Source organism: Pandoraea sp. 64-18 (assembly GCF_001899225.1).
GTDB classification, from domain to species: Bacteria; Pseudomonadota; Gammaproteobacteria; order Burkholderiales; family Burkholderiaceae; genus Pandoraea; species Pandoraea cepalis.
Genome location: NZ_MKVU01000018.1, coordinates 83,075 through 102,593, shown reverse-complemented (window position 1 = coordinate 102,593; position 19,519 = coordinate 83,075). Strand labels below are relative to the sequence as shown.

General features: G+C 64.5%; 18 protein-coding genes. All 18 read left to right on the top strand.

The window, feature by feature from the left end; genetic code table 11:
* Position 1 precedes the first annotated feature (1 nt).
* Positions 2–706, top strand: a complete 705-nt coding sequence (locus BGP02_RS15570) for a succinate dehydrogenase iron-sulfur subunit (protein WP_026131782.1) — start codon at positions 2–4, stop codon at positions 704–706.
* A gap of 10 nt (positions 707–716) precedes the next feature.
* Entirely contained in the window at positions 717–989 is a 273-nt protein-coding gene (locus BGP02_RS15565) for an FAD assembly factor SdhE (RefSeq protein ID WP_150563035.1), read from the top strand.
* A gap of 29 nt (positions 990–1,018) precedes the next feature.
* Positions 1,019–2,320 (top strand): citrate synthase, encoded by a 1,302-nt coding sequence (gene gltA, locus BGP02_RS15560; protein WP_026131784.1) that lies wholly within the window; start codon positions 1,019–1,021, stop codon positions 2,318–2,320.
* 281 nt (positions 2,321–2,601) lie between these two features.
* A complete protein-coding gene (leuC, locus tag BGP02_RS15555; RefSeq protein ID WP_150563034.1) occupies positions 2,602–4,011 on the top strand; it encodes a 3-isopropylmalate dehydratase large subunit in 1,410 nt (469 codons plus the stop codon).
* A 55-nt stretch (positions 4,012–4,066) separates the two neighbouring features.
* Positions 4,067–4,195, top strand: a complete 129-nt coding sequence (locus tag BGP02_RS15550) for an entericidin A/B family lipoprotein (protein WP_017233060.1) — start codon at positions 4,067–4,069, stop codon at positions 4,193–4,195.
* 121 nt (positions 4,196–4,316) lie between these two features.
* The gene (gene leuD / locus BGP02_RS15545; protein WP_026131785.1) at positions 4,317–4,967 is read left to right on the top strand and encodes a 3-isopropylmalate dehydratase small subunit; all 651 of its coding nucleotides are present in this window, start codon (positions 4,317–4,319) and stop codon (positions 4,965–4,967) included.
* 24 nt (positions 4,968–4,991) lie between these two features.
* Entirely contained in the window at positions 4,992–6,059 is a 1,068-nt protein-coding gene (gene leuB, locus BGP02_RS15540) for a 3-isopropylmalate dehydrogenase (RefSeq protein ID WP_017233063.1), read from the top strand.
* 60 nt (positions 6,060–6,119) lie between these two features.
* Complete coding sequence (gene asd, locus BGP02_RS15535) at positions 6,120–7,250, top strand: aspartate-semialdehyde dehydrogenase (RefSeq protein WP_083902239.1); 1,131 nt, start codon at positions 6,120–6,122, stop codon at positions 7,248–7,250.
* 125 nt (positions 7,251–7,375) lie between these two features.
* Entirely contained in the window at positions 7,376–10,420 is a 3,045-nt protein-coding gene (locus BGP02_RS15530; RefSeq protein ID WP_268567596.1) for a motility hub landmark protein FimV, read from the top strand.
* 97 nt (positions 10,421–10,517) lie between these two features.
* On the top strand, positions 10,518–11,318 hold the full coding sequence (gene truA, locus BGP02_RS15525) for a tRNA pseudouridine(38-40) synthase TruA (protein ID WP_017234680.1): 801 nt from the start codon (positions 10,518–10,520) through the stop codon (positions 11,316–11,318).
* A complete protein-coding gene (locus BGP02_RS15520) occupies positions 11,315–11,971 on the top strand; it encodes a phosphoribosylanthranilate isomerase (protein ID WP_039830481.1) in 657 nt (218 codons plus the stop codon). The genes truA and BGP02_RS15520 overlap by 4 nt, the downstream gene beginning before the upstream one ends.
* A gap of 57 nt (positions 11,972–12,028) precedes the next feature.
* Positions 12,029–13,231, top strand: a complete 1,203-nt coding sequence (gene trpB / locus BGP02_RS15515) for a tryptophan synthase subunit beta (protein ID WP_017234682.1) — start codon at positions 12,029–12,031, stop codon at positions 13,229–13,231.
* Between the two features lie 171 nt (positions 13,232–13,402).
* On the top strand, positions 13,403–14,275 hold the full coding sequence (locus tag BGP02_RS15510; protein WP_051060234.1) for a DNA-methyltransferase: 873 nt from the start codon (positions 13,403–13,405) through the stop codon (positions 14,273–14,275).
* Entirely contained in the window at positions 14,229–15,053 is an 825-nt protein-coding gene (trpA, locus tag BGP02_RS15505) for a tryptophan synthase subunit alpha (RefSeq protein WP_017234684.1), read from the top strand. The genes BGP02_RS15510 and trpA overlap by 47 nt, the downstream gene beginning before the upstream one ends.
* Before the next feature lie 129 nt (positions 15,054–15,182).
* Entirely contained in the window at positions 15,183–16,058 is an 876-nt protein-coding gene (gene accD, locus BGP02_RS15500) for an acetyl-CoA carboxylase, carboxyltransferase subunit beta (RefSeq protein ID WP_017234685.1), read from the top strand.
* A gap of 189 nt (positions 16,059–16,247) precedes the next feature.
* The gene (folC, locus tag BGP02_RS15495; protein WP_026132093.1) at positions 16,248–17,546 is read left to right on the top strand and encodes a bifunctional tetrahydrofolate synthase/dihydrofolate synthase; all 1,299 of its coding nucleotides are present in this window, start codon (positions 16,248–16,250) and stop codon (positions 17,544–17,546) included.
* A gap of 45 nt (positions 17,547–17,591) precedes the next feature.
* Positions 17,592–18,617: an SPOR domain-containing protein gene (locus BGP02_RS15490; RefSeq protein ID WP_017234687.1), complete on the top strand. Its 1,026-nt coding sequence runs from the start codon at positions 17,592–17,594 to the stop codon at positions 18,615–18,617.
* 1 nt (position 18,618) lies between these two features.
* Positions 18,619–19,500 carry a CvpA family protein gene (locus tag BGP02_RS15485; RefSeq protein ID WP_261938759.1) on the top strand — a complete coding sequence of 294 codons (882 nt, stop codon included), beginning with the start codon at positions 18,619–18,621 and terminating at the stop codon, positions 19,498–19,500.
* Positions 19,501–19,519: the final 19 nt, after the last annotated feature.

The following is a 19,519-nucleotide window of genomic DNA, read 5'->3' as shown; positions in this document are numbered from 1 at the left end:
GATCATGAAACGTATTTTTGAAGTCTACCGCTACGATCCGGACAAGGATGCCGCACCGTACATGCAGACCTACGAGGTCGAACTCGACGGTCATGAGCGCATGCTGCTCGACGCCCTGGTCAAGCTCAAGAAGCTCGATGAAGGCATCGCGTTCCGCCGCTCGTGCCGCGAAGGCGTGTGCGGTTCGGATGCGATGAACATCAACGGCAAGAACGGTCTGGCCTGCCTGACCAACATGAACGATCTGCCGAACAAGATCGTGCTGAAGCCGCTGCCGGGGCTGCCCGTCATTCGCGATCTGATCGTCGACATGACGCACTTCTTCAACCAGTACCACTCGATCAAGCCGTACCTGATCAACCCCGAGCCGGCACCGGAGAAAGAGCGTCTGCAGTCGCCCGAACAGCGCGATGAGCTCGATGGTCTGTACGAATGCATTCTGTGCGCGTCGTGCTCCACGTCGTGCCCGAGCTTCTGGTGGAATCCGGACAAGTTCGTCGGTCCGGCCGGTCTTCTGCAGGCGTACCGCTTTATTGCGGATAGCCGCGACACGGCCACCGGCGAGCGTCTGGACAACCTGGAAGATCCGTACCGCCTGTTCCGCTGCCACACGATCATGAACTGCGTGGATGTGTGCCCGAAGGGTCTGAACCCGACGAAGGCCATCGGCAAGATCAAGGAGCTGATGGTGCGTCGCGCCGTCTGACCTAGCGATCATGCCGGATACCAATCACCAGTCCGATCCGGTCAAACGTGCCCGCCTGCGTTGGCGGGCACGCCGCGGTTTGCTGGAAAACGACCTCATTCTCGAACGCTTCTTCGCGAAGTACGAAGCCTCGATGACCGACGAGGATGTGGGCGCCCTCACCAGGTTGCTCGATTTGAGCGACAACGATTTGATGGATCTGCTGCTAGCGCGTAAAGAGCCCGACGCGGATCTGGACGGGCCGGACGTGCAGCGCCTGCTGGCGCTTTTGCGTGCCGTGTAGGGGTTTAAGTATTTTTTTGAGGAAGCGATATGACTCCGTCTGATGTTAAAGCCACCCTATCTTTCTCTGACGGTTCGCCCAGCGTCGAACTGCCGATCTATCAGGGAACGATGGGCCCGGATGTAATCGATATCCGCAAGCTGTACGGCCAGACCGGCAAGTTTACGTATGACCCGGGCTTCATGTCGACGGCGTCGTGCAATTCCGCCATCACGTACATCGATGGCGACAAGGGCGAGCTGCTGTATCGCGGCTACCCGATCGAGCAGTTGGCCACCCACTGCGACTTCCTCGAGACCTCCTATCTGCTGCTCAAGGGCGAACTGCCGAACGCCCAGCAGAAGGACGAATTCGTCAAGACCGTGACCCGTCACACGATGGTGCACGAGCAGATGAACTTCTTCTTCCGCGGTTTCCGTCGTGACGCGCACCCGATGGCTGTGCTGACCGGTTCGGTCGGCGCCTTGTCGGCGTTCTATCACGACTCGCTGGACATCAACAATCCGACGCACCGCGAAGTCTCGGCCATCCGCCTGATGGCCAAGCTGCCGACGCTCGTCGCGATGGCGTACAAGTACAGCATCGGCCAGCCGTTCGTGTATCCGCGCAACGACTTGTCGTACAGCGCGAACTTCATGCGCATGATGTTCGCGAACCCGTGCGAAGAGTACGAGGTCAACGACGTGCTGGTGCGCGCCCTCGACCGCATCCTGATCCTGCACGCCGATCACGAGCAGAACGCCTCCACGTCGACCGTGCGTCTGGCCGGTTCGTCGGGTGCCAACCCGTTCGCCTGTATCGCTGCCGGTATCGCGTGTCTGTGGGGCCCGGCGCACGGCGGTGCGAACGAAGCCGCGCTGAACATGCTCGAGCAGATCGGTTCGCCGGACAAGATCCCCGAATTCATCAAGCAGGTGAAGGACAAGAACTCGGGCGTGAAGCTCATGGGCTTCGGTCACCGCGTGTACAAGAACTACGACCCGCGCGCCAAGCTCATGCGCGAGACGTGCTACGAAGTGCTCAACGAACTGGGCCTGCACGACGACCCGCTGTTCAAGCTGGCCATGCAGCTCGAGAAGATCGCGTTGGAAGACGAATACTTCGTGTCGCGCAAGCTGTACCCGAACGTCGACTTCTATTCGGGTATCGTTCAGCGCGCGCTGGGCATCCCGACGTCGATGTTCACCTGCATCTTCGCACTGGCCCGTACCGTGGGCTGGATCGCGCAGTGGAACGAAATGATCGGTGAGCCGGACCAGAAGATTGGTCGTCCGCGTCAGCTGTTCATCGGCCACACGCCGCGCGAAGTCGCGACCATCGACAAGCGCTAAGCCTGTCGGAGGCGTTCGGCACGGCGCCTCCTTGCCGTGCCGGCACCGCAACCTTGCCGAAACGGCAAGGCGGTGCGGCGCCGCAACGAGCCCTCGTTGCGCTATATTCGAAGCCACGGCACAAGCTGCCGTGATTCGCACAAATCCCCGGTTGATCGTGCGTTTACCGCCCGGTTTCCCGGGGATTTCGTATTCCGCCGGCGCGAAAGCGCTATGGCATAATCAAAAGTTCACGGAACGACGTTTGTTCCTACAACGATATTTAGCCCCGCGTTTTTATCATGGCCAAGACGCTGTATGACAAATTGTGGGATGCACATGTCGTGCATACCGAGGACGATGGCACTACGTTGCTCTACATCGACCGTCATCTGTTGCACGAGGTGACCAGTCCGCAGGCGTTTGAGGGGCTAAAACTCGCGCAGCGTCCGGTCTGGCGACTGTCTGCCAACCTCGCGGTGTCGGATCACAATGTGCCGACCACCGACCGCACGCAAGGTATCGCCGATCCGATTTCGCGTCTGCAGGTCGACACGCTCGACAACAACTGCGACAGCTTCGGCATCACCCAATTCAAGATGAACGACCTGCGTCAGGGCATCGTGCACGTGATCGGCCCGGAGCAGGGCGCCACGCTGCCCGGCATGACAGTGGTCTGCGGCGATTCGCACACGTCCACGCACGGCGCGTTCGGTGCACTGGCGTTCGGCATCGGCACGTCTGAAGTCGAGCACACGCTCGCCACGCAGACGCTCCTCATGAAGAAGAGCAAGAACATGCTCGTGAAGGTCGAAGGCACGCTGCCGCGCGGTTGTTCCGCCAAGGACATCGTGCTGGCCGTCATCGGCAAGATCGGCACGGCCGGCGGCACGGGCTACACGATCGAATTCGCCGGCTCGGCGATCCGCTCGCTCACGATGGAAGGCCGGATGACCGTGTGCAACATGGCCATCGAGGCCGGTGCGCGTGCCGGTCTGGTGGCGGTGGACGACACGACGATCCAGTACGTGAAGGGCCGTCCGTTCGCACCCTCGGGCGTGGAATTCCAGCAGGCCGAAGCCTACTGGCGTACGTTCCACACCGATCCGGGCGCCGCGTTCGACCACGTGGTCGAGATCGACGCGAACACGTTGCGCCCGCAAGTGAGCTGGGGCACGTCGCCGGAGATGGTCGTGAGTATCGAAGACCGTGTGCCGGATCCCGAGAAGGAAAAAGACCCGGTCAAGCGCAGTGCCATGGAGCGCGCGCTCGAATACATGGCGCTGACGCCGAACACGCCGATGGCCAGTGTCAACGTCGACAAGGTGTTCATTGGCTCGTGCACCAACTCGCGTATCGAAGATATCCGCGCGGCGGCATACGTTGTGAAGACGCTCGGTCGCCGTGTGGCGCCGAACGTGCGGCTGGCGATGGTCGTGCCCGGGTCGGGGCTGGTGAAGCATCAGGCCGAGCAGGAAGGGCTGGATCAGGTCTTCAAGGCCGCCGGCTTCGAATGGCGCGAGCCGGGCTGCTCGATGTGTCTGGCGATGAATGCCGACCGTCTGGAGCCGGGCGAGCGTTGCGCCTCGACCTCGAATCGTAACTTCGAAGGCCGTCAGGGCGCGGGCGGGCGTACGCACCTCGTGAGTCCGGCGATGGCCGCGGCCGCCGCCATCGAAGGCCATTTCGTCGACGTGCGTCGTCTGGTCTGACGCGCTCGCATCGATATAACCGTCGTTTGACATCGTCTTTGACAGAGAAAAAACCATGAAGAAACTGTGGATGCTGATCGGTGCGATGCTGGTGCTGGGCGTGGCAGGCTGCAACACGATGGCGGGCCTCGGCAAGGATACGCAAGCCGCTGGCTCGGCCCTCGAAAACGCCGCGAAGAAGTGATGCGACGGTGCGTATCGCGCGGGCAATCGCCGCGCGTGCGCACCTACGAAATTTCCGGTTTTGACGGCCAGGGCTCTCCGGGCGCGGCCGCAGCCGAACTGTTTTGATCAGGTGGTTCGTGATGGAAAAATTTACCGTCCATACGGGGTTGGTGGCGCCGCTGGATCGCGAAAACGTCGATACCGACGCGATCATCCCCAAGCAATTCCTGAAGTCGATCAAGCGCACGGGCTTTGGTCCGAACCTGTTCGACGAGTGGCGTTATCTCGATGTCGGCCAGCCGGGCCAGGATTGCAGCGCGCGTCCGCTCAACCCGAACTTCGTGCTCAATCAGCCGCGTTATCAGGGCGCCACGGTGCTGCTCGCACGCAAGAACTTCGGCTGCGGCAGCTCGCGTGAGCACGCCCCGTGGGCGTTGCAGCAATTCGGCTTCCGCGCGGTCATCGCGCCGAGCTTCGCCGACATCTTCTTCAACAACTGCTACAAGAACGGGCTGTTGCCGATCGCGTTGTCGGAGATGCAGGTCGATCACCTGTTCAACGAGACCGCCGCGTTCAACGGCTTTCAGGTGACCATCGATCTGGACAAGCAAGCGGTGATGACGCCCGACGGTCGCGCTTACGAGTTCGACATCGCGCCGTTCCGCAAGTACTGCATGTTGAACGGTTTCGACGACATTGGCCTGACGCTGCGTCACGCCGACAAGATTCGCGCCTACGAGGCCGAGCGGCTCGCCAAGCAGCCGTGGCTCGCAACGCGCCTGCCGGGCTGAGGCCCGCGCACACAAGGAGATCGCATGAAAATTGCAGTGTTGCCGGGTGACGGCATTGGTCCGGAAATCGTGACGGAAGCCGTCAATGTGCTGAACGCACTTGGCGAGACGTTTGAACTGGAAGAAGCGCCCGTGGGCGGCGCCGGCTATGAGGCGGCGGGTCATCCGCTGCCGGACGCCACGCTCAAGCTCGCCAAGGAAGCGGATGCCATTCTGTTCGGCGCCGTGGGCGACTGGAAATACGATTCGCTCGAGCGCGCACTGCGTCCCGAGCAGGCGATTCTGGGGCTGCGCAAGCATCTGCAGCTGTTCGCCAACTTCCGTCCGGCCATCCTGTACAAGGAACTGGCCGATGCATCGAGCCTGAAGCCGGAAATCGTGGCAGGGCTCGATATCCTGATCATTCGTGAGCTGAACGGCGACATCTACTTCGGCCAGCCGAAGGGCTTCCGCCAGTCGCCCGATGGCGCTTTCGAAGGCGCGCGCGAAGGTTTTGATACCATGCGGTATAGCGTGCCGGAAGTGGAGCGCATCGCGCACGTCGCATTTCAGGCCGCAGCCAAGCGCGACAAGCGCTTGTGTTCGGTGGACAAGGCCAATGTGCTCGAGACGTCGCAACTGTGGCGCGACACCATGATCGAGGTCGCCAAGCAGTATCCGGAGGTCGAACTCTCGCACATGTACGTCGACAACGCCGCGATGCAACTGGTCAAGGCGCCGAAGAACTTCGACGTGGTGGTGACCGGCAACATGTTCGGCGATATTCTGTCGGATGAGGCCGCGATGCTCACGGGGTCGATCGGCATGCTGCCGTCGGCGTCGCTGGATGCGAATAACAAGGGGCTGTACGAGCCGTCGCACGGTTCGGCGCCCGATATCGCCGGCAAGGGTGTCGCCAATCCGTTGGCCACGATCCTGTCGGCGGCCATGATGCTGCGTTACACGCTGGGCCGTGCGGAACAGGCCGATCGTGTGGAGAATGCGGTGAAGAAGGTGCTGGCGCAAGGTCTGCGCACGCCCGACATCTGGCAGGAAGGCGCGACCAAGGTCGGTACGCGCGAGATGGGCGCGGCAGTGGTTGCCGCGCTATAACGTTGACGGGGCGTCGAGAGACGCCCCTCGGCGCAATTGCAACGATAAGAGAGTGGATAAATGAAAACCGTAGGTCTGGTAGGTTGGCGGGGCATGGTCGGTTCGGTTCTGATGCAGCGCATGCAACAGGAGAACGACTTCGCCTTGATCGAGCCGGTGTTTTTCAGCACCAGCAACGCGGGCGGAAAAGCCCCGTCGATGGCGAAGAACGAGACTTCGCTGAAAGACGCCAATGATGTCAACGAGCTGAAAAAGTGCGACATCATCATTACCTGCCAGGGCGGTGATTACACGACCGAGATCTTCCCGAAGCTGCGCGCGGCGGGCTGGAGCGGCTATTGGATCGACGCGGCCTCGACGCTGCGCATGAAGGACGATGCGATCATCGTTCTCGATCCGGTCAACCTCGACGTGATCAAGCACTCGCTCAGCAAGGGCACCAAGAACTTCGTCGGCGGCAACTGCACGGTGAGCTGCATGCTGATGGGGCTGGGCGGTCTGTTTCAGCATGGTCTGGTCGACTGGCTCACGTCGATGACGTATCAAGCGGCATCGGGCGGCGGCGCACAGCACATGCGCGAGTTGCTCACGCAGTTCGGTAGCATCAACGCCGAAGTCAAGGCGCTGCTGGACGATCCGCACTCGGCCATTCTCGAGATCGACCGCAAGGTGCTCGCGAAGCAGCACGCGCTCACGGCCGACGAGACCAAGCAATTCGGCGTGCCGCTGGGCGGCAACCTGATTCCCTGGATCGACAAGGATCTGGGCAACGGTCAGTCGAAGGAAGAGTGGAAGGGCGGCGCCGAGACCAACAAGATCCTGGGGCTGGGCGACGGTTTCCCGAACACCCGCGCCATTCCGGTGGACGGTCTGTGCGTGCGCATCGGTGCGATGCGTTGCCACAGCCAGGCGCTGACCATCAAGTTGACGAAAGATGTGCCGTTAGACGAGCTGACGGACATCATCGGCCAGGCGAATGACTGGGTGAAGGTGGTGCCGAACACGCGTGAAGCGTCGATGACCGATTTGACGCCTGCGGCGGTGACCGGCACGATGACGATTCCGGTCGGTCGCCTGCGCAAGATGTCGATGGGGCCGGAGTACCTGTCGGCATTCACGGTCGGCGATCAACTGTTGTGGGGCGCGGCGGAACCGCTGCGCCGCATGCTGCGCATCCTGCTCGACGCTTGAGCGTCGCAGCGCATCGGTAAGGCGTGAAGAACGGCGGCCCGCGAGGCCGCCGTCCGCGCTTTGGGAGGCACCCCTTGTAGCCGGGGCGGCCAGTGACAAACGACTGACAGGCCTGACAAGACACAGTGCGGAAATACTCGATCGGCAAGCGTGCAAACTCGTCCCGTAATTCGTTCCGCCTGAGCGCGGCAGCGGCCGTCTTGTGGAGCCTCGGGCTGCTCAACGCCGGTGCGGCGGAGTTCGGCCCGCAGCAGGTGCGCTCGGGGCCGGGCCAGCCATTGCGTGCTGTCATCGTGCTGGGCAACGTGTCGCAGGCGGAAGCCGACGGATTGTCGGTGAAGCTCGCGCCGCGCGACGCCTTCAAGCAGGCCGGTCTGCGCTACGACCCCACGCTCGAGAAGCTTTCCGTGTCGGTCTCGCCGACGGCCGGACGCGCGCCCGGTTACAGCGGCACGTATCTCGTGCATGTCGATTCGGCCGAGCCGGTCAGCACGTCGTTCCTCGACCTGTTGCTGGTGCTCGAGTGGCGCACCGGCCGTCAGTCCAATGCCGTGACGCTGTCCGCCATCCCGGAAGCGAGCGCGGCCCAGGCCCAGGCCGTCGTGCCCGCAGCGGCGGCGAGTCAGACCCCGCCCGCGGCGTCGCCCCCGTCCCCCTTGTCCACCTCCGCGTCCGCGACATCTGCCCAGCCGGGCAAGGCGTCTACCGTCGGCGTTGGGGGTGAGCGCAAGGTGGGGCATGGCGAATCGCTTTCGTCGATTGCCCGTGAATTCACGGGCGGCGAAGGCGGGGTGACGCTGGCGCAAATGATGAGCGCGCTGTTCGAGGCAAACCGCTCGGCGTTCATCGGCGACGATCCGAATCGGCTGCGTCAGGGGGCGACGCTCACGCGTCCGTCCGACGCACAGGTGCAAGGTATTCCTCCCGCGCAAGCACGCAAGTTCGTGTCGGCTGCACGGGAACAGTTCGACGCGTATCGCGCGCGGCTGGCCGAATCGACGGCGCAGCAGGCAGCACCGGCCGGTGGCCGCAGTGCACAGGGCGCGATCGAAGCGGGCAAGGCACCGGAAGCTGCCACGCCCGCGACACGCGATGAATTGAAGCTGTCGCGACCCGGTAAGGGGGGGGCGGGCGGCACGGCCGGTCGAACCGGCGGCAGCGAAGAAGCACAAATCGCCCAGGGCAAGGCGCAGGCCGAGGCTCAGGGCAGGGTGAACGAGTTGCAGAAGAACGTTGCAGATCTCCAGAAGTTGTTGGCGATGAAGAATCAGGCCGTCGCCAACCTGGAGCAGCAGGCCGCCACCGCTTCCGGGGCGACTGCGCAGGAAAAGACGGCGAAACCGGCCGCCAGCACGACGACGGCCGCGGCGGCAGCGGCCAAGACGGCACCGAATACCGCCAACGGCAATGGCACGAACGAAACCGACGCCGCTGCGCGCGCTGACAGTGCGGCTGCGAAGGGCGTCGCTTCTGAGGCTGCCGTGGCCGAGGCCGCGGTGGCTGCCTCCGCCGCATCGGCGGGCACGGCGGCATCGGAGGCGGCGGCTGCGGTGGCAGTACCCGCAAGCGATGTCGCCGCGACGGCGGCAGCCAGCGCCGCGGTTGCGCCAGCGAAGTCGGCGCCGAATGGCGCGATGAATTGGCGTGTCGTGAGCCAGAATCCTTATGTGCTGCCGGGCGCTGGCGCGCTGGTGGTGCTGCTCGGTCTGTGGGCACTGTTGCGTCGCCGTCGCGCGGCGGCATCGGTGGGGCAGCCCGGGCCGTATGACGACGGGCGTGATATGCCCGAAGACCACGTGGGCCACGAGGGCCACGATGAGCCGCATGACGGTGCACCGGGTGCTGCGTCGGCGTCGGACGGCATGGCCACGGCGGGTGTGGTGGCGGCTGCGGGTGCCGCAGGCGCCGCGGCACTGTACGCGGCCAATCAAGCGCAAGCCGAAGCGCGGCAGCCAGCGGCCGACGATGCCTGGTCGGCGTCGGACGAAGGCGTTGCCGCCGTTCACGCGATTCAGCACGAGTCCGCGGTGGACGACGCCGGTGGACCCGATGCGTGGAACGCTGAGCCAGTGCCCTTGAACGACGAGTCCGTCGACGAAACCGGCGAAGGTCACGATGTATTGCCGGTGGCGTCGGCCTCCGTGGCGTCGTCTGAAGCGGTGGCTGAGCCGCTCGTGGGCGATGCGGCGGCCCCTGCGCAGGAAACGCCGGCCGAAGCCGCCAGCGAGCCGGAAATCGATTGGGGTGCTGCGTTTGCCGAGGAAGCTGGCAAGGCTGCCGGGGACGCCCACGAGGCGCCCGCCGCCCATGGCGACTCGGCGGCTGCCACGTTGTCGGCGCTGGAAGCGCTGGGTGCCGCCGCCGCTGTCGGCGGTGCTGCCGCTACGTCGGTGCCTGCGCCTGAGTCAAACATTTCCGCGCCGGCCGAGCCCGCCGACGCTTCGCTCGACGGCAGCGTAGCCGGCATGCTGGGCGATCTGGATCTGGCGATCCCGGGACAGGCGGCGCATGTGGGCACGATTTCGAGCGATGCCTTGCCGTCGCTCTCGAAGGGGATGGGTTCGGTGCAGTTCAAGATGGCGCCGATGGACGATCCGCTGCGCTCGCATGCGAGCGCGGACGAGGAAGCGTTTGACGAGCCGGACGGCGAACTGAGCGATGCCGACTTCGACGCCGCGATGCAGCAGGCCAGCCACTCGCCGGTCGCGTCGCGCAGCTATACGGACACCGCGCACGAGGCACCCTCGCTCAAGCCGTTGTCGTTCGATCTATCGGACTTCAGCCTCGATCTGAAGGGCGACGACGCGCAGGCGAGCCCGGCGTTCGTGAGCGCGCCGACGCTGGCAACCGACATCGGAACGGAAGCCCTGATCGAGCACGAGGTGCTGCATGCACCGGCCCCGGAAACGCCGTATGCGGCCGAACCTGCGGCGCCGCAAGTGCCGCAAACGGTTGCGCCGGTGCCCGCCGTGCCGGCGTCACCCGTCGCCGCTGCGTCCGTCGAGCCGGGCGTGCCGGATGAATTCCATACGAAGCTGGAGCTGGCCACTGCGTATCAGACCATCGGTGACGACGAAGGCGCACGCGAACTGCTCGAAGAGGTGATTGCCGGTGGCGACGCCGCGCAGCAGTCCGTCGCCCGCACACGGCTCGCCGAGCTTGGCAAGTGACGCCGAGAAGTTGACGCCACGACAGGCTGACGAAGCCACCACAGATTGACCGTAGTTTGGGGCGCTCGTAGGTTGAGCGCCCATTTTTCTTTTTCATATGCGAATCGCACTGGGCATCCATTACGACGGCACGGCGTTCTCCGGCTGGCAATCGCAGCCGCATGGCAACACCGTGCAACAGACGCTCGAAGCCGCGTTGCGGGACTTCGGCGGCGTTGCGCTGCCCACGACCGTCGCGGGCCGCACCGATACCGGTGTGCACGGCATCGGTCAGGTGGCACATTTCGACACCGACCTGGACCGCGCCATGTTCTCGTGGGTGCGCGGCGTCAACGCGTTTCTGCCCAAGACGGTTGCGGTGCAATGGGCGCAGGCCATGCCGGACGATTTCCACGCCCGATTTACCGCCTTCGAGCGCACGTATTTCTATGTGCTGTACGTGCATCCCGTGCGCTCACCGTTGCTTGAGGGCCGATGCGGCTGGCTGCACACGCCGCTCGATATCGACGCCATGCGCGCCGCGAGTCGAGTGCTGGTCGGCGAGCACGACTTCTCGGCGTTCCGCTCGTCCGAGTGTCAGGCCAAGACGCCGGTGAAACATCTGTATGCCATCGACATCGAGCAGCATGGGCACTTCTTTGTGTTCCGCTTCCGGGCGAGCGCGTTCCTGCATCACATGGTGCGAAATATCATGGGCTGTCTGGTCGCCGTGGGCCGAGGCCGCCAGCCGGCGAGCTGGATGACGGATGTGCTCGCGAGTCTCGACCGTCGTCAGGCGGCACCGACGTTCATGCCGGACGGGCTGTATCTGGCGCGGGTGGGGTATCCTGAGCGTTTCGCGGTCCCCGAGCCCAACTGGGCGGCGTGGCCGTTCCCGATGCCGTGGGCAAGTTCATGAAATCCCGTACCCGAATCAAGATCTGCGGCCTGTCGCAGCCGGCCGACATCGATCACGCGGTGGCGCTGGGCGCCGACGCCATCGGTCTCGTCTTTTACCCGCCGAGCCCGCGCTACGTGGATCTGGCGCGTGCGGCCGAGCTGGCCCGCCGGGTGCCGCCGTATGTGAGTCTGGTCGGCCTGTTCGTGAACGCGACGGCCGACGAGATTGCCCGGACGGTCGAGGCTGTGCCGCTGACCACGCTGCAGTTCCATGGCGACGAAACGCCGGCGCAATGCGCGGTGTTGGCCGCCGCGGCGGGCAATCGTCCTTACATGCGCGCCATGCGTATCGGCCCGGAGACGAAAGACAGTGGCGATTTGCTACAATTCGCCAATGCATACACCGCTGCGCAAGGCATCTTGCTCGATGCCCTGGTCGAAGGCTACGGCGGTGGGGGAAAGGTTTTCGATTGGTCACTTATTCCAAAAGACATCGCGCGTCGGGCCGTTTTGAGTGGTGGCTTGAACGCACACAACGTTGCTGAAGCCATCGGCCGGGTGACGCCTTACGCCGTCGACGTGTCGAGCGGTGTAGAGGCGTCGCGTGGCGTGAAGGATCACGCCCGCATGACGGCGTTCGTGCACGCAGTGCGTGCCGCCGACGCCGAATGAGCAACCCGCCGGAACGCCCGCCTGAGCCGCGCGCCGGTACTGCGAAGAGTGACAACCATGTACGATTTCCCTGACGCCCGCGGCCATTTCGGTCCGTACGGCGGTGTCTTTGTGGCCGAGACGCTGATTCACGCGCTCGACGAGTTGCGCGAGGCCTATGCGAAGTATCAGCACGATCCGGCCTTCCTCGAAGAATTTCATTACGAACTGAAGCACTACGTCGGGCGCCCGTCGCCGATCTATCACGCCAAGCGCTGGAGCCAGGAACTGGGCGGCGCACAGGTGTACCTCAAGCGCGAAGACCTGAATCACACCGGCGCGCACAAGGTGAACAACGTGATCGGGCAGGCGCTGCTCGCGCGTCGCATGGGCAAACGCCGCGTGATTGCGGAGACCGGCGCCGGTCAGCATGGCGTGGCAACGGCGACCATTGCCGCGCGCTTCGGCATGGAGTGTGTGGTCTACATGGGCTCGGAAGACGTCAAGCGTCAGGCGGCCAACGTCTATCGCATGCAACTGTTGGGCGCGACCGTCGTGCCGGTGGAGTCGGGCTCGAAGACCCTCAAGGACGCGCTCAACGAAGCCATGCGCGACTGGGTGACCAACGTCGAGAGCACGTTTTACATCATCGGCACCGTGGCCGGGCCGCATCCGTATCCGATGCTCGTGCGCGATTTCCAGAGTGTGATCGGCGAGGAGTGCAAGGTGCAGATGCCCGAGCTGGCCGGCCGTCAGCCGGATTATGTGCTCGCCTGCGTCGGTGGCGGCTCGAACGCCATGGGTATTTTCTACCCGTATATCGATGTGCCGGACGTCAAGCTGGTGGGCGTGGAAGCGGCGGGCGACGGCATCGAGACCGGCCGTCATGCGGCGTCGATCATCGGTGGCACGCCCGGCGTGCTCCATGGCAACCGCACCTATCTGCTGCAGGACGCCAACGGTCAAATCACCGAAACGCATTCGATCTCGGCAGGCCTGGACTACCCGGGGGTGGGCCCGGAGCACGCGTGGCTGCATGACATCAAGCGTGCCGAGTACGTGGGCGTGACCGATACCGAGGCGCTGCGCGCGTTTCATGACTGCTGCCGGATCGAAGGCATCATTCCGGCGCTGGAGTCGAGCCACGCGCTGGCTTATGCGTGCAAGCTGGCGCCGACGCTGCCGAGCGATCAGATCGTGCTGGTCAATCTCTCGGGGCGCGGCGACAAGGACATGCACACCGTGATGGCGCTGCCCAGGCCGGCGTCGGGCGGGGCATAGGCGACATAGGCGACATAAGCGACATAAGCGAGATCGGCGGCGTCGCGAGACGCCATCGATGGCAGATCCTAAAATCCTCAGATTCCAAGATCCATCAAGGACACCCGAACCAGCATGACCGATCTGACTGATCGCAAGGCGCCACTTGACGTCCTCGGGGCCGAGCGCCCCATGGACGCCACCGAAGCTGCCGCCGCGCGTCTCGAGGCCAGGGAAGCGGCCGGCGAGCTGCGTGCGCGTTGGGCGCCGGGCGACATCACCTTGCGTCATGCCGACTTCCTGGAGCACTTGCACGAGCTGGACGACGGCAGCGTCGATCTGATCCTGGCCGACCCGCCTTACGGGCTCGGCAAGGATTACGGCAACGACTCCGACAAGCGCTCCGGCGAGGATTTCCTCGACTGGACATATGGCTGGCTCGAAGCGGCGATACCGAAGCTCGCGCCGCGCGGCTCGCTGTACCTGTTCTGTACGTGGCAGTACGCCCCCGAGCTGTTCGTGTTCCTGAAGCGGCGCATGCTGATGATCAACGAGATCATTTGGGATCGCCGCGTGCCCAGCATGGGCGGCAGCACCCGGCGGTTCTCGTCGGTACACGACAACGTCGGCTTTTTCGCGGTCTCGAAGGATTACTACTTCGACCTCGATGCGGTGCGGGTGCCGTACGACGCCGCGACGAAGAAGGCGCGCTCGCGCCGTATCTTCGAGGGCAGCAAGTGGCTGGAACTGGGTTACAACCCCAAGGATCTGTGGTCGATCTCGCGATTGCACCGGCAAGACCCCGAACGCGTCGATCATCCGACGCAGAAACCGCTGCATATCATCGAGCGCATGGTGCTGGCCAGTTGCCCGCCCGGCGGTCTCGTGCTCGACCCGTTCATGGGCAGCGGCACGACGGCCGTGGCATGTGCGTTGCACGGCCGGCGTTTCGTCGGCTTCGAGCTGAACGCGCATTACCACGCGCTCGCCCACCAAAGACTTCAGAGACTTTCCGATCATGTCCCGCATTCAAGCGACGTTCCAAGCCTTGCAAGCGCAGGGTAAAAAGGGCCTCATCCCGTTCATCACCGCCGGCGATCCCGAACCGGGCTGGACGGTGAAGCTGATGCATGCGCTGGCCGACAACGGCGCCGACGTCATCGAACTCGGCGTGCCGTTCTCCGACCCGATGGCCGACGGCCCGGTGATTCAACGCGCCTCCGAGCGTGCGCTGGCCCGCGGCGTGAGCCTGGCGGAGGTGCTCGGCTACGTGGCGGTGTTCCGTCAGACCAACGACCGCACGCCGGTCGTGCTCATGGGCTATGCCAATCCGATCGAGGCGATGGGTCTCGACACCTTCGCCGAGCGGGCCGCCAAGGCCGGTGTCGACGGCGTGCTGGTCGTCGACTATCCGCCGGAGGAAGCCGAGACCTACGCCGGGGCCGTGCGTGCGCATGGCATCGATCCGATCTTCCTGCTCGCACCGACCTCGACCGAAGCGCGGATTGCCGCTGTGGCGCGTCAGGCCAGCGGTTATCTCTATTACGTCTCGCTCAAGGGCGTGACGGGGGCGGCGAGCCTGGATCTGGAAAGCGTGGCCGCGAAGATTCCTGAAATCAAGGCCGTCGCACCCCTGCCCGTGGGGGTGGGCTTCGGTATTCGCGACGCCGCGACGGCGCGCGCCATCGCGAGCGTAGCCGACGCCGTGGTCATCGGCAGCGCCATCGTTCAGCGCCTGGAAAACACGCCGCGTGATCTGGAAGGCCATAACGCGGTAAAATCGCTCGCTGAATTCATCGGCGGTATTCGCCAGGCGCTCGACGAGGGCGCCAAATCGGCGTAGATTTGCGGCGTTTGTTCGCGGGGTCGATTCGTCGAACCGCCCGGTGAAACGCTGAATTGACACGGCCGTGTTGCACGGTCGCCAGAAACGCCCGCCCCGCCTGATGCGGGCGTTTGCCAAGGAGAAACTATGAGCTGGCTCGATAAGCTGCTGCCCCCGAAGATCAAGCAAACCGATCCGACGCAGCGCAACAAGAGCATCCCGGAAGGGCTGTGGATCAAGTGCCCGTCGTGTGAGGCGGTGCTGTATCGCAACGACGTGGAAGCGAATCTGCACGTTTGCCCGAAGTGCGATCACCACATGCGTATCGGTGCCCGTGCACGTCTCGACGCGCTGCTCGATCCGGAAGGCCGTTACGAACTGGGCCAGGAGATCGTGCCGGTCGACGCGCTGAAGTTCAAGGACAGCCGCAAGTACCCGGACCGCATCAAGGAAGCGATGGACGACACCGGCGAGACCGACGCAATGGTGGTCATGGGCGGCGCGATCCATACGCTGCCGGTCGTGGTCGCCTGCTTCGAGTTCGCCTTCATGGGCGGCTCGATGGGGTCGGTGGTCGGCGAGCGCTTCGTGCGTGGCGCGCAGAACGCGCTGGAGCAGGGGGTGCCGTTCGTCTGCGTGACCGCTTCGGGCGGTGCGCGCATGCAGGAAAGCCTGCTCTCGCTCATGCAGATGGCCAAGACCACGGCCATGCTCACCAAGCTGGCCAATGCCAAGCTGCCGTTCATTTCCGTACTGACCGATCCGACGATGGGCGGTGTGTCGGCCAGCTTCGCCTTCCTCGGCGATGTGGTGATCGCCGAACCCAAGGCGCTGATCGGCTTTGCCGGCCCGCGTGTGATCGAGCAGACCGTGCGTGAAAAACTGCCGGAAGGCTTCCAGCGTTCGGAGTTCCTGCTGCAGAAGGGCGCGATCGACATGATCGTCGACCGTCGCAAGATGCGTGAGGAGATTGCTCGCCTGATCGCCCTGATGCAATGCCAGCCGGCGGACGCCGTCGCCTGAGCACGGAAAATTCACGGGCGCGATGGCGTCGCGCGCACTGCCGCGGTGCCCCAAAGGGCGGTGCAACGGCGTAGAATGTCGCAACGCCACGCCGTGCCGCTCATGCGGCGCTTGAACGCATCACTCAGCAGGATAGAAAGCGCGGACGTTACGTGACGTCCGCGTTTTTGTTTTTCTGCCCGACCATCCATGCCGACCTACTCCACTCTCGACGCCTGGCTCGCCCATCTGGAAACCGCTCACCCTGTGGGCATCGATATGGGCCTCACGCGCATTGGTCGCGTGAAAGAGGCGCTCGGACTGCAATTCCCGTGCCCCGTCTTCACGGTGGGCGGTACCAACGGCAAGGGATCGACCTGCGCGATCATCGAAGCCATTCTGCTCTCGGCGGGTTATCGCGTGGGCTGTCACACGTCGCCGCATCTGATCTCGTTCAACGAACGCGCCCGCCTGAATGGCGAGAACGTCGACGACGCGACGCTGCTGAAGCATTTCGAGGCGGTCGAGGCCGCACGCACGAGCTTCGAAACGCCGGTCTCGCTCACGTATTTCGAGTTCACCACGCTGGCGATCATGCACTTGTTCGCCACCGCCGGGCTCGATGCCGTGATTCTGGAAGTCGGCCTGGGCGGGCGTCTCGATGCGGTGAACATCATCGACCCCGATTGTGCCGTCGTGACCAGCATCGACATCGATCACGCCCAGTATCTCGGCGACACCCGCGAGGCGATTGCCATCGAGAAGGCGGGCATCTTCCGCACGGGAAAGCCGGCGATCTGTGGCGATCCCGTGCCGCCGGCCTCGTTGCTGGCCGAGGCGGAGCGCATTGGCGCGGACCTGTGGCTGTTCGGTCGCGATTTCAACTATCAGGGCGACAAGCAGCAGTGGAGCTATGGCGGACGCCAGATGCGCCGCCCGTCGCTTGCGTATCCAGCCTTGCGGGGCGCGAACCAGTTGCTCAACGCGTCGGCGGCGCTGGCCGCGCTCGAATCGATGCGCGACACGCTCCCGGTGTCGGCGCAGGACATTCGGCTGGGGCTCTCGTCGGTCGAGTTGCCGGGGCGGTTCCAGGTGCTCCCCGGGCGTCCGGCCGTGGTGCTCGATGTGGCGCACAACCCGCACGCCGCTGCCGCGCTTGGCCACAATCTCGACGGCATGGGCTACTTTCCTTACACATACGCCGTGTTCGGGGCGATGGCCGACAAGGATATCGAGGGGGTGCTGCGGCATCTCGTCGACAAAGTGGATCACTGGCGCCTGTGCGCGCTGCCGACCGAACGTGCCGCGAGTCCACAGAAGCTGGAAGCGAGTCTGCGGGCGGTGGGGTTCGCGCCGGATGCCGATCATTCGGTCGAGACCTTTGACTCTCCCGAGAAAGCCTATGCCGCCGCGCTCGAGCAGTGCGGGGAGAATGATAGAATTGTGGTTTTTGGATCGTTCTTTACGGTGTCCGGCGTCATGTCGCACCGCAAATTACAGCGCCATTAAGGCATGACGGGACGTTGGCCGTGACAATTGCTTACGAGAAATGTCATGCGCGGTTCGCCCCCGATGCGCGATCATCATCCGTCCAACGACGCGAGTTACGACCAGAGCCAAGGGCCTATGGGATTGTTTTCCTTCCGCAAGAAAGACGCCGAAGCCGTTCCCCCCAAGCGCGGTAGCCGCCGGAGCGGCCGAACCGGCGCCCGTGCGGCGGGAGCGGGCGAATACAGCGAGCACGAGCAACTCGATCCGCTGCTGCCCGAGAAGCAACGCGCGCGCCGCCGTCTGGTGGGGGCATTGGCGCTGGTGCTCGCCGCCGTCATCATTCTGCCGATGGTGCTGGCCCCCGAGCCGAAACCGTCGGCTGACGACATCGCGATCCAGATTCCCGGAAAGGACACCAACTCGCCGCCCGTGCGCGTGAAGCCGAAGGCAGCCACGCCGCCGACCGACGCGTCGCTCGACAAGGGCGAAGTCGCGCTCGACAGCAATGCACTGGCCGGCGCGAACGCCGCCAAGCCGGCGGTCTCGACGCCCGCCCCGGCACCGACGGCCGTGCCGCCTGCCGCCGCGATGACCCCCGCGCCGAGCACAGTGCCGGAACCGGCGGTGGCGCAAGCGAAGCCGGAGAGCAAGCCGGAAGTCAAGAAACCCGAGCAGCACGCGGACGTGAAGCCGGCCGTGAAGCCGGAGTCGCACGACACGGCCAAGGCGCAAGCCAAGGCGCAGCCGAACAACAACGTCGCCGATCCCATTGCACAGTTCGCCCAGAACAACACGACGGCCAAACCCGCCAAATCGGCGGATAGCCACGACAGTGCGCAGAAGCCGGCGGCATCGAGCGGCAAGTACCAGGTGCGCATTGGCGCATTTTCGACGCAAGACCGGGCGCAGGCCTGGCTCGTCAAGCTCAAGCTCGTGAATGTGCCGAGCTACATGGTGAAGAGCAAGGTGGGGGGCCGTGAACTTTACCTGCTGCGCGCAGGACCGTTCGCCGATCGCGCGAGTGCGGAAGCGGCGGGCAAGAAGATTCGCGACGCCGGACTGACGGCGCAGGTCGCCGAGGCAGGCTGAGTTGAGCGATCCGGTGCATGGCGGTCTGCTGACCGTGGTGGATTACGGGGCCATTGCCATCCTGCTCGGCTCGATGCTGCTGGGCATGTTGCGCGGTCTGGTGCGCGAGTTGTTCAATCTGGTGGGCTGGGTCGTGGCGTTCTTCGTGGCGCGCGCCTTCGGCCCGGCGCTAGCGCATTGGTTGCCCGCCGATCTGCCCGGCGGCGAGATGACGCAAGGCGCCCTTGGCTTCCTGCTGGTGCTGGTCGCGGTGGTTTTTGGCGCCGGTATCGTCAGCGCGCTCGTCGGGCGCATGACCGATCTGATCGGGTTGCGTCCTGCCGATCGCGGATTGGGCATGATGTTCGGCATCGTGCGCGGCATGTTGCTCTTGATGTTGTTGATGGTCGCCGCCAAGTTAACGTCATTGCCGCAACAACCGGTGTGGCAGCAGTCGCTGGTGCGTCCGTGGGTCGAGGCGGGGTTGTCGCGGCTCATGCCGTATCTGCCCGAACCGGTGCAGCACTATCTGCACAATCCCGAGGCGGCGGTGCCGAGCGTCAATCCGCTGGGAACGCCGATTCCGTTGCCGCAGTTGGCGCCGTATCGTGGCACGCCGGATACGGGCGGGCAGGGCGGGCATGGTTCGCCGCGCCATTCGGACGGTGAGCGCGCCGAGGGGACTTCCGGCGCTGCGGAGACCTCGGGGACGTCCGCCCCAATGGGCGGTGGCGCCCTTCGCGGCGGTAGCGGCGGTAGCCTCGGCACGGGGCTGACGGGCGATGGCCTGAGCGGCCAAGGCGCGCTCGGTCAATCGCAGGGGTGGGGCATGCGCAGCGGCGGGGCAGGCGGGGCGGGCGGATCGGCCACGCCGTCGACCGGCCTGCACAAGGTTTCCGAATGACGGATAATACGGTCCGTTA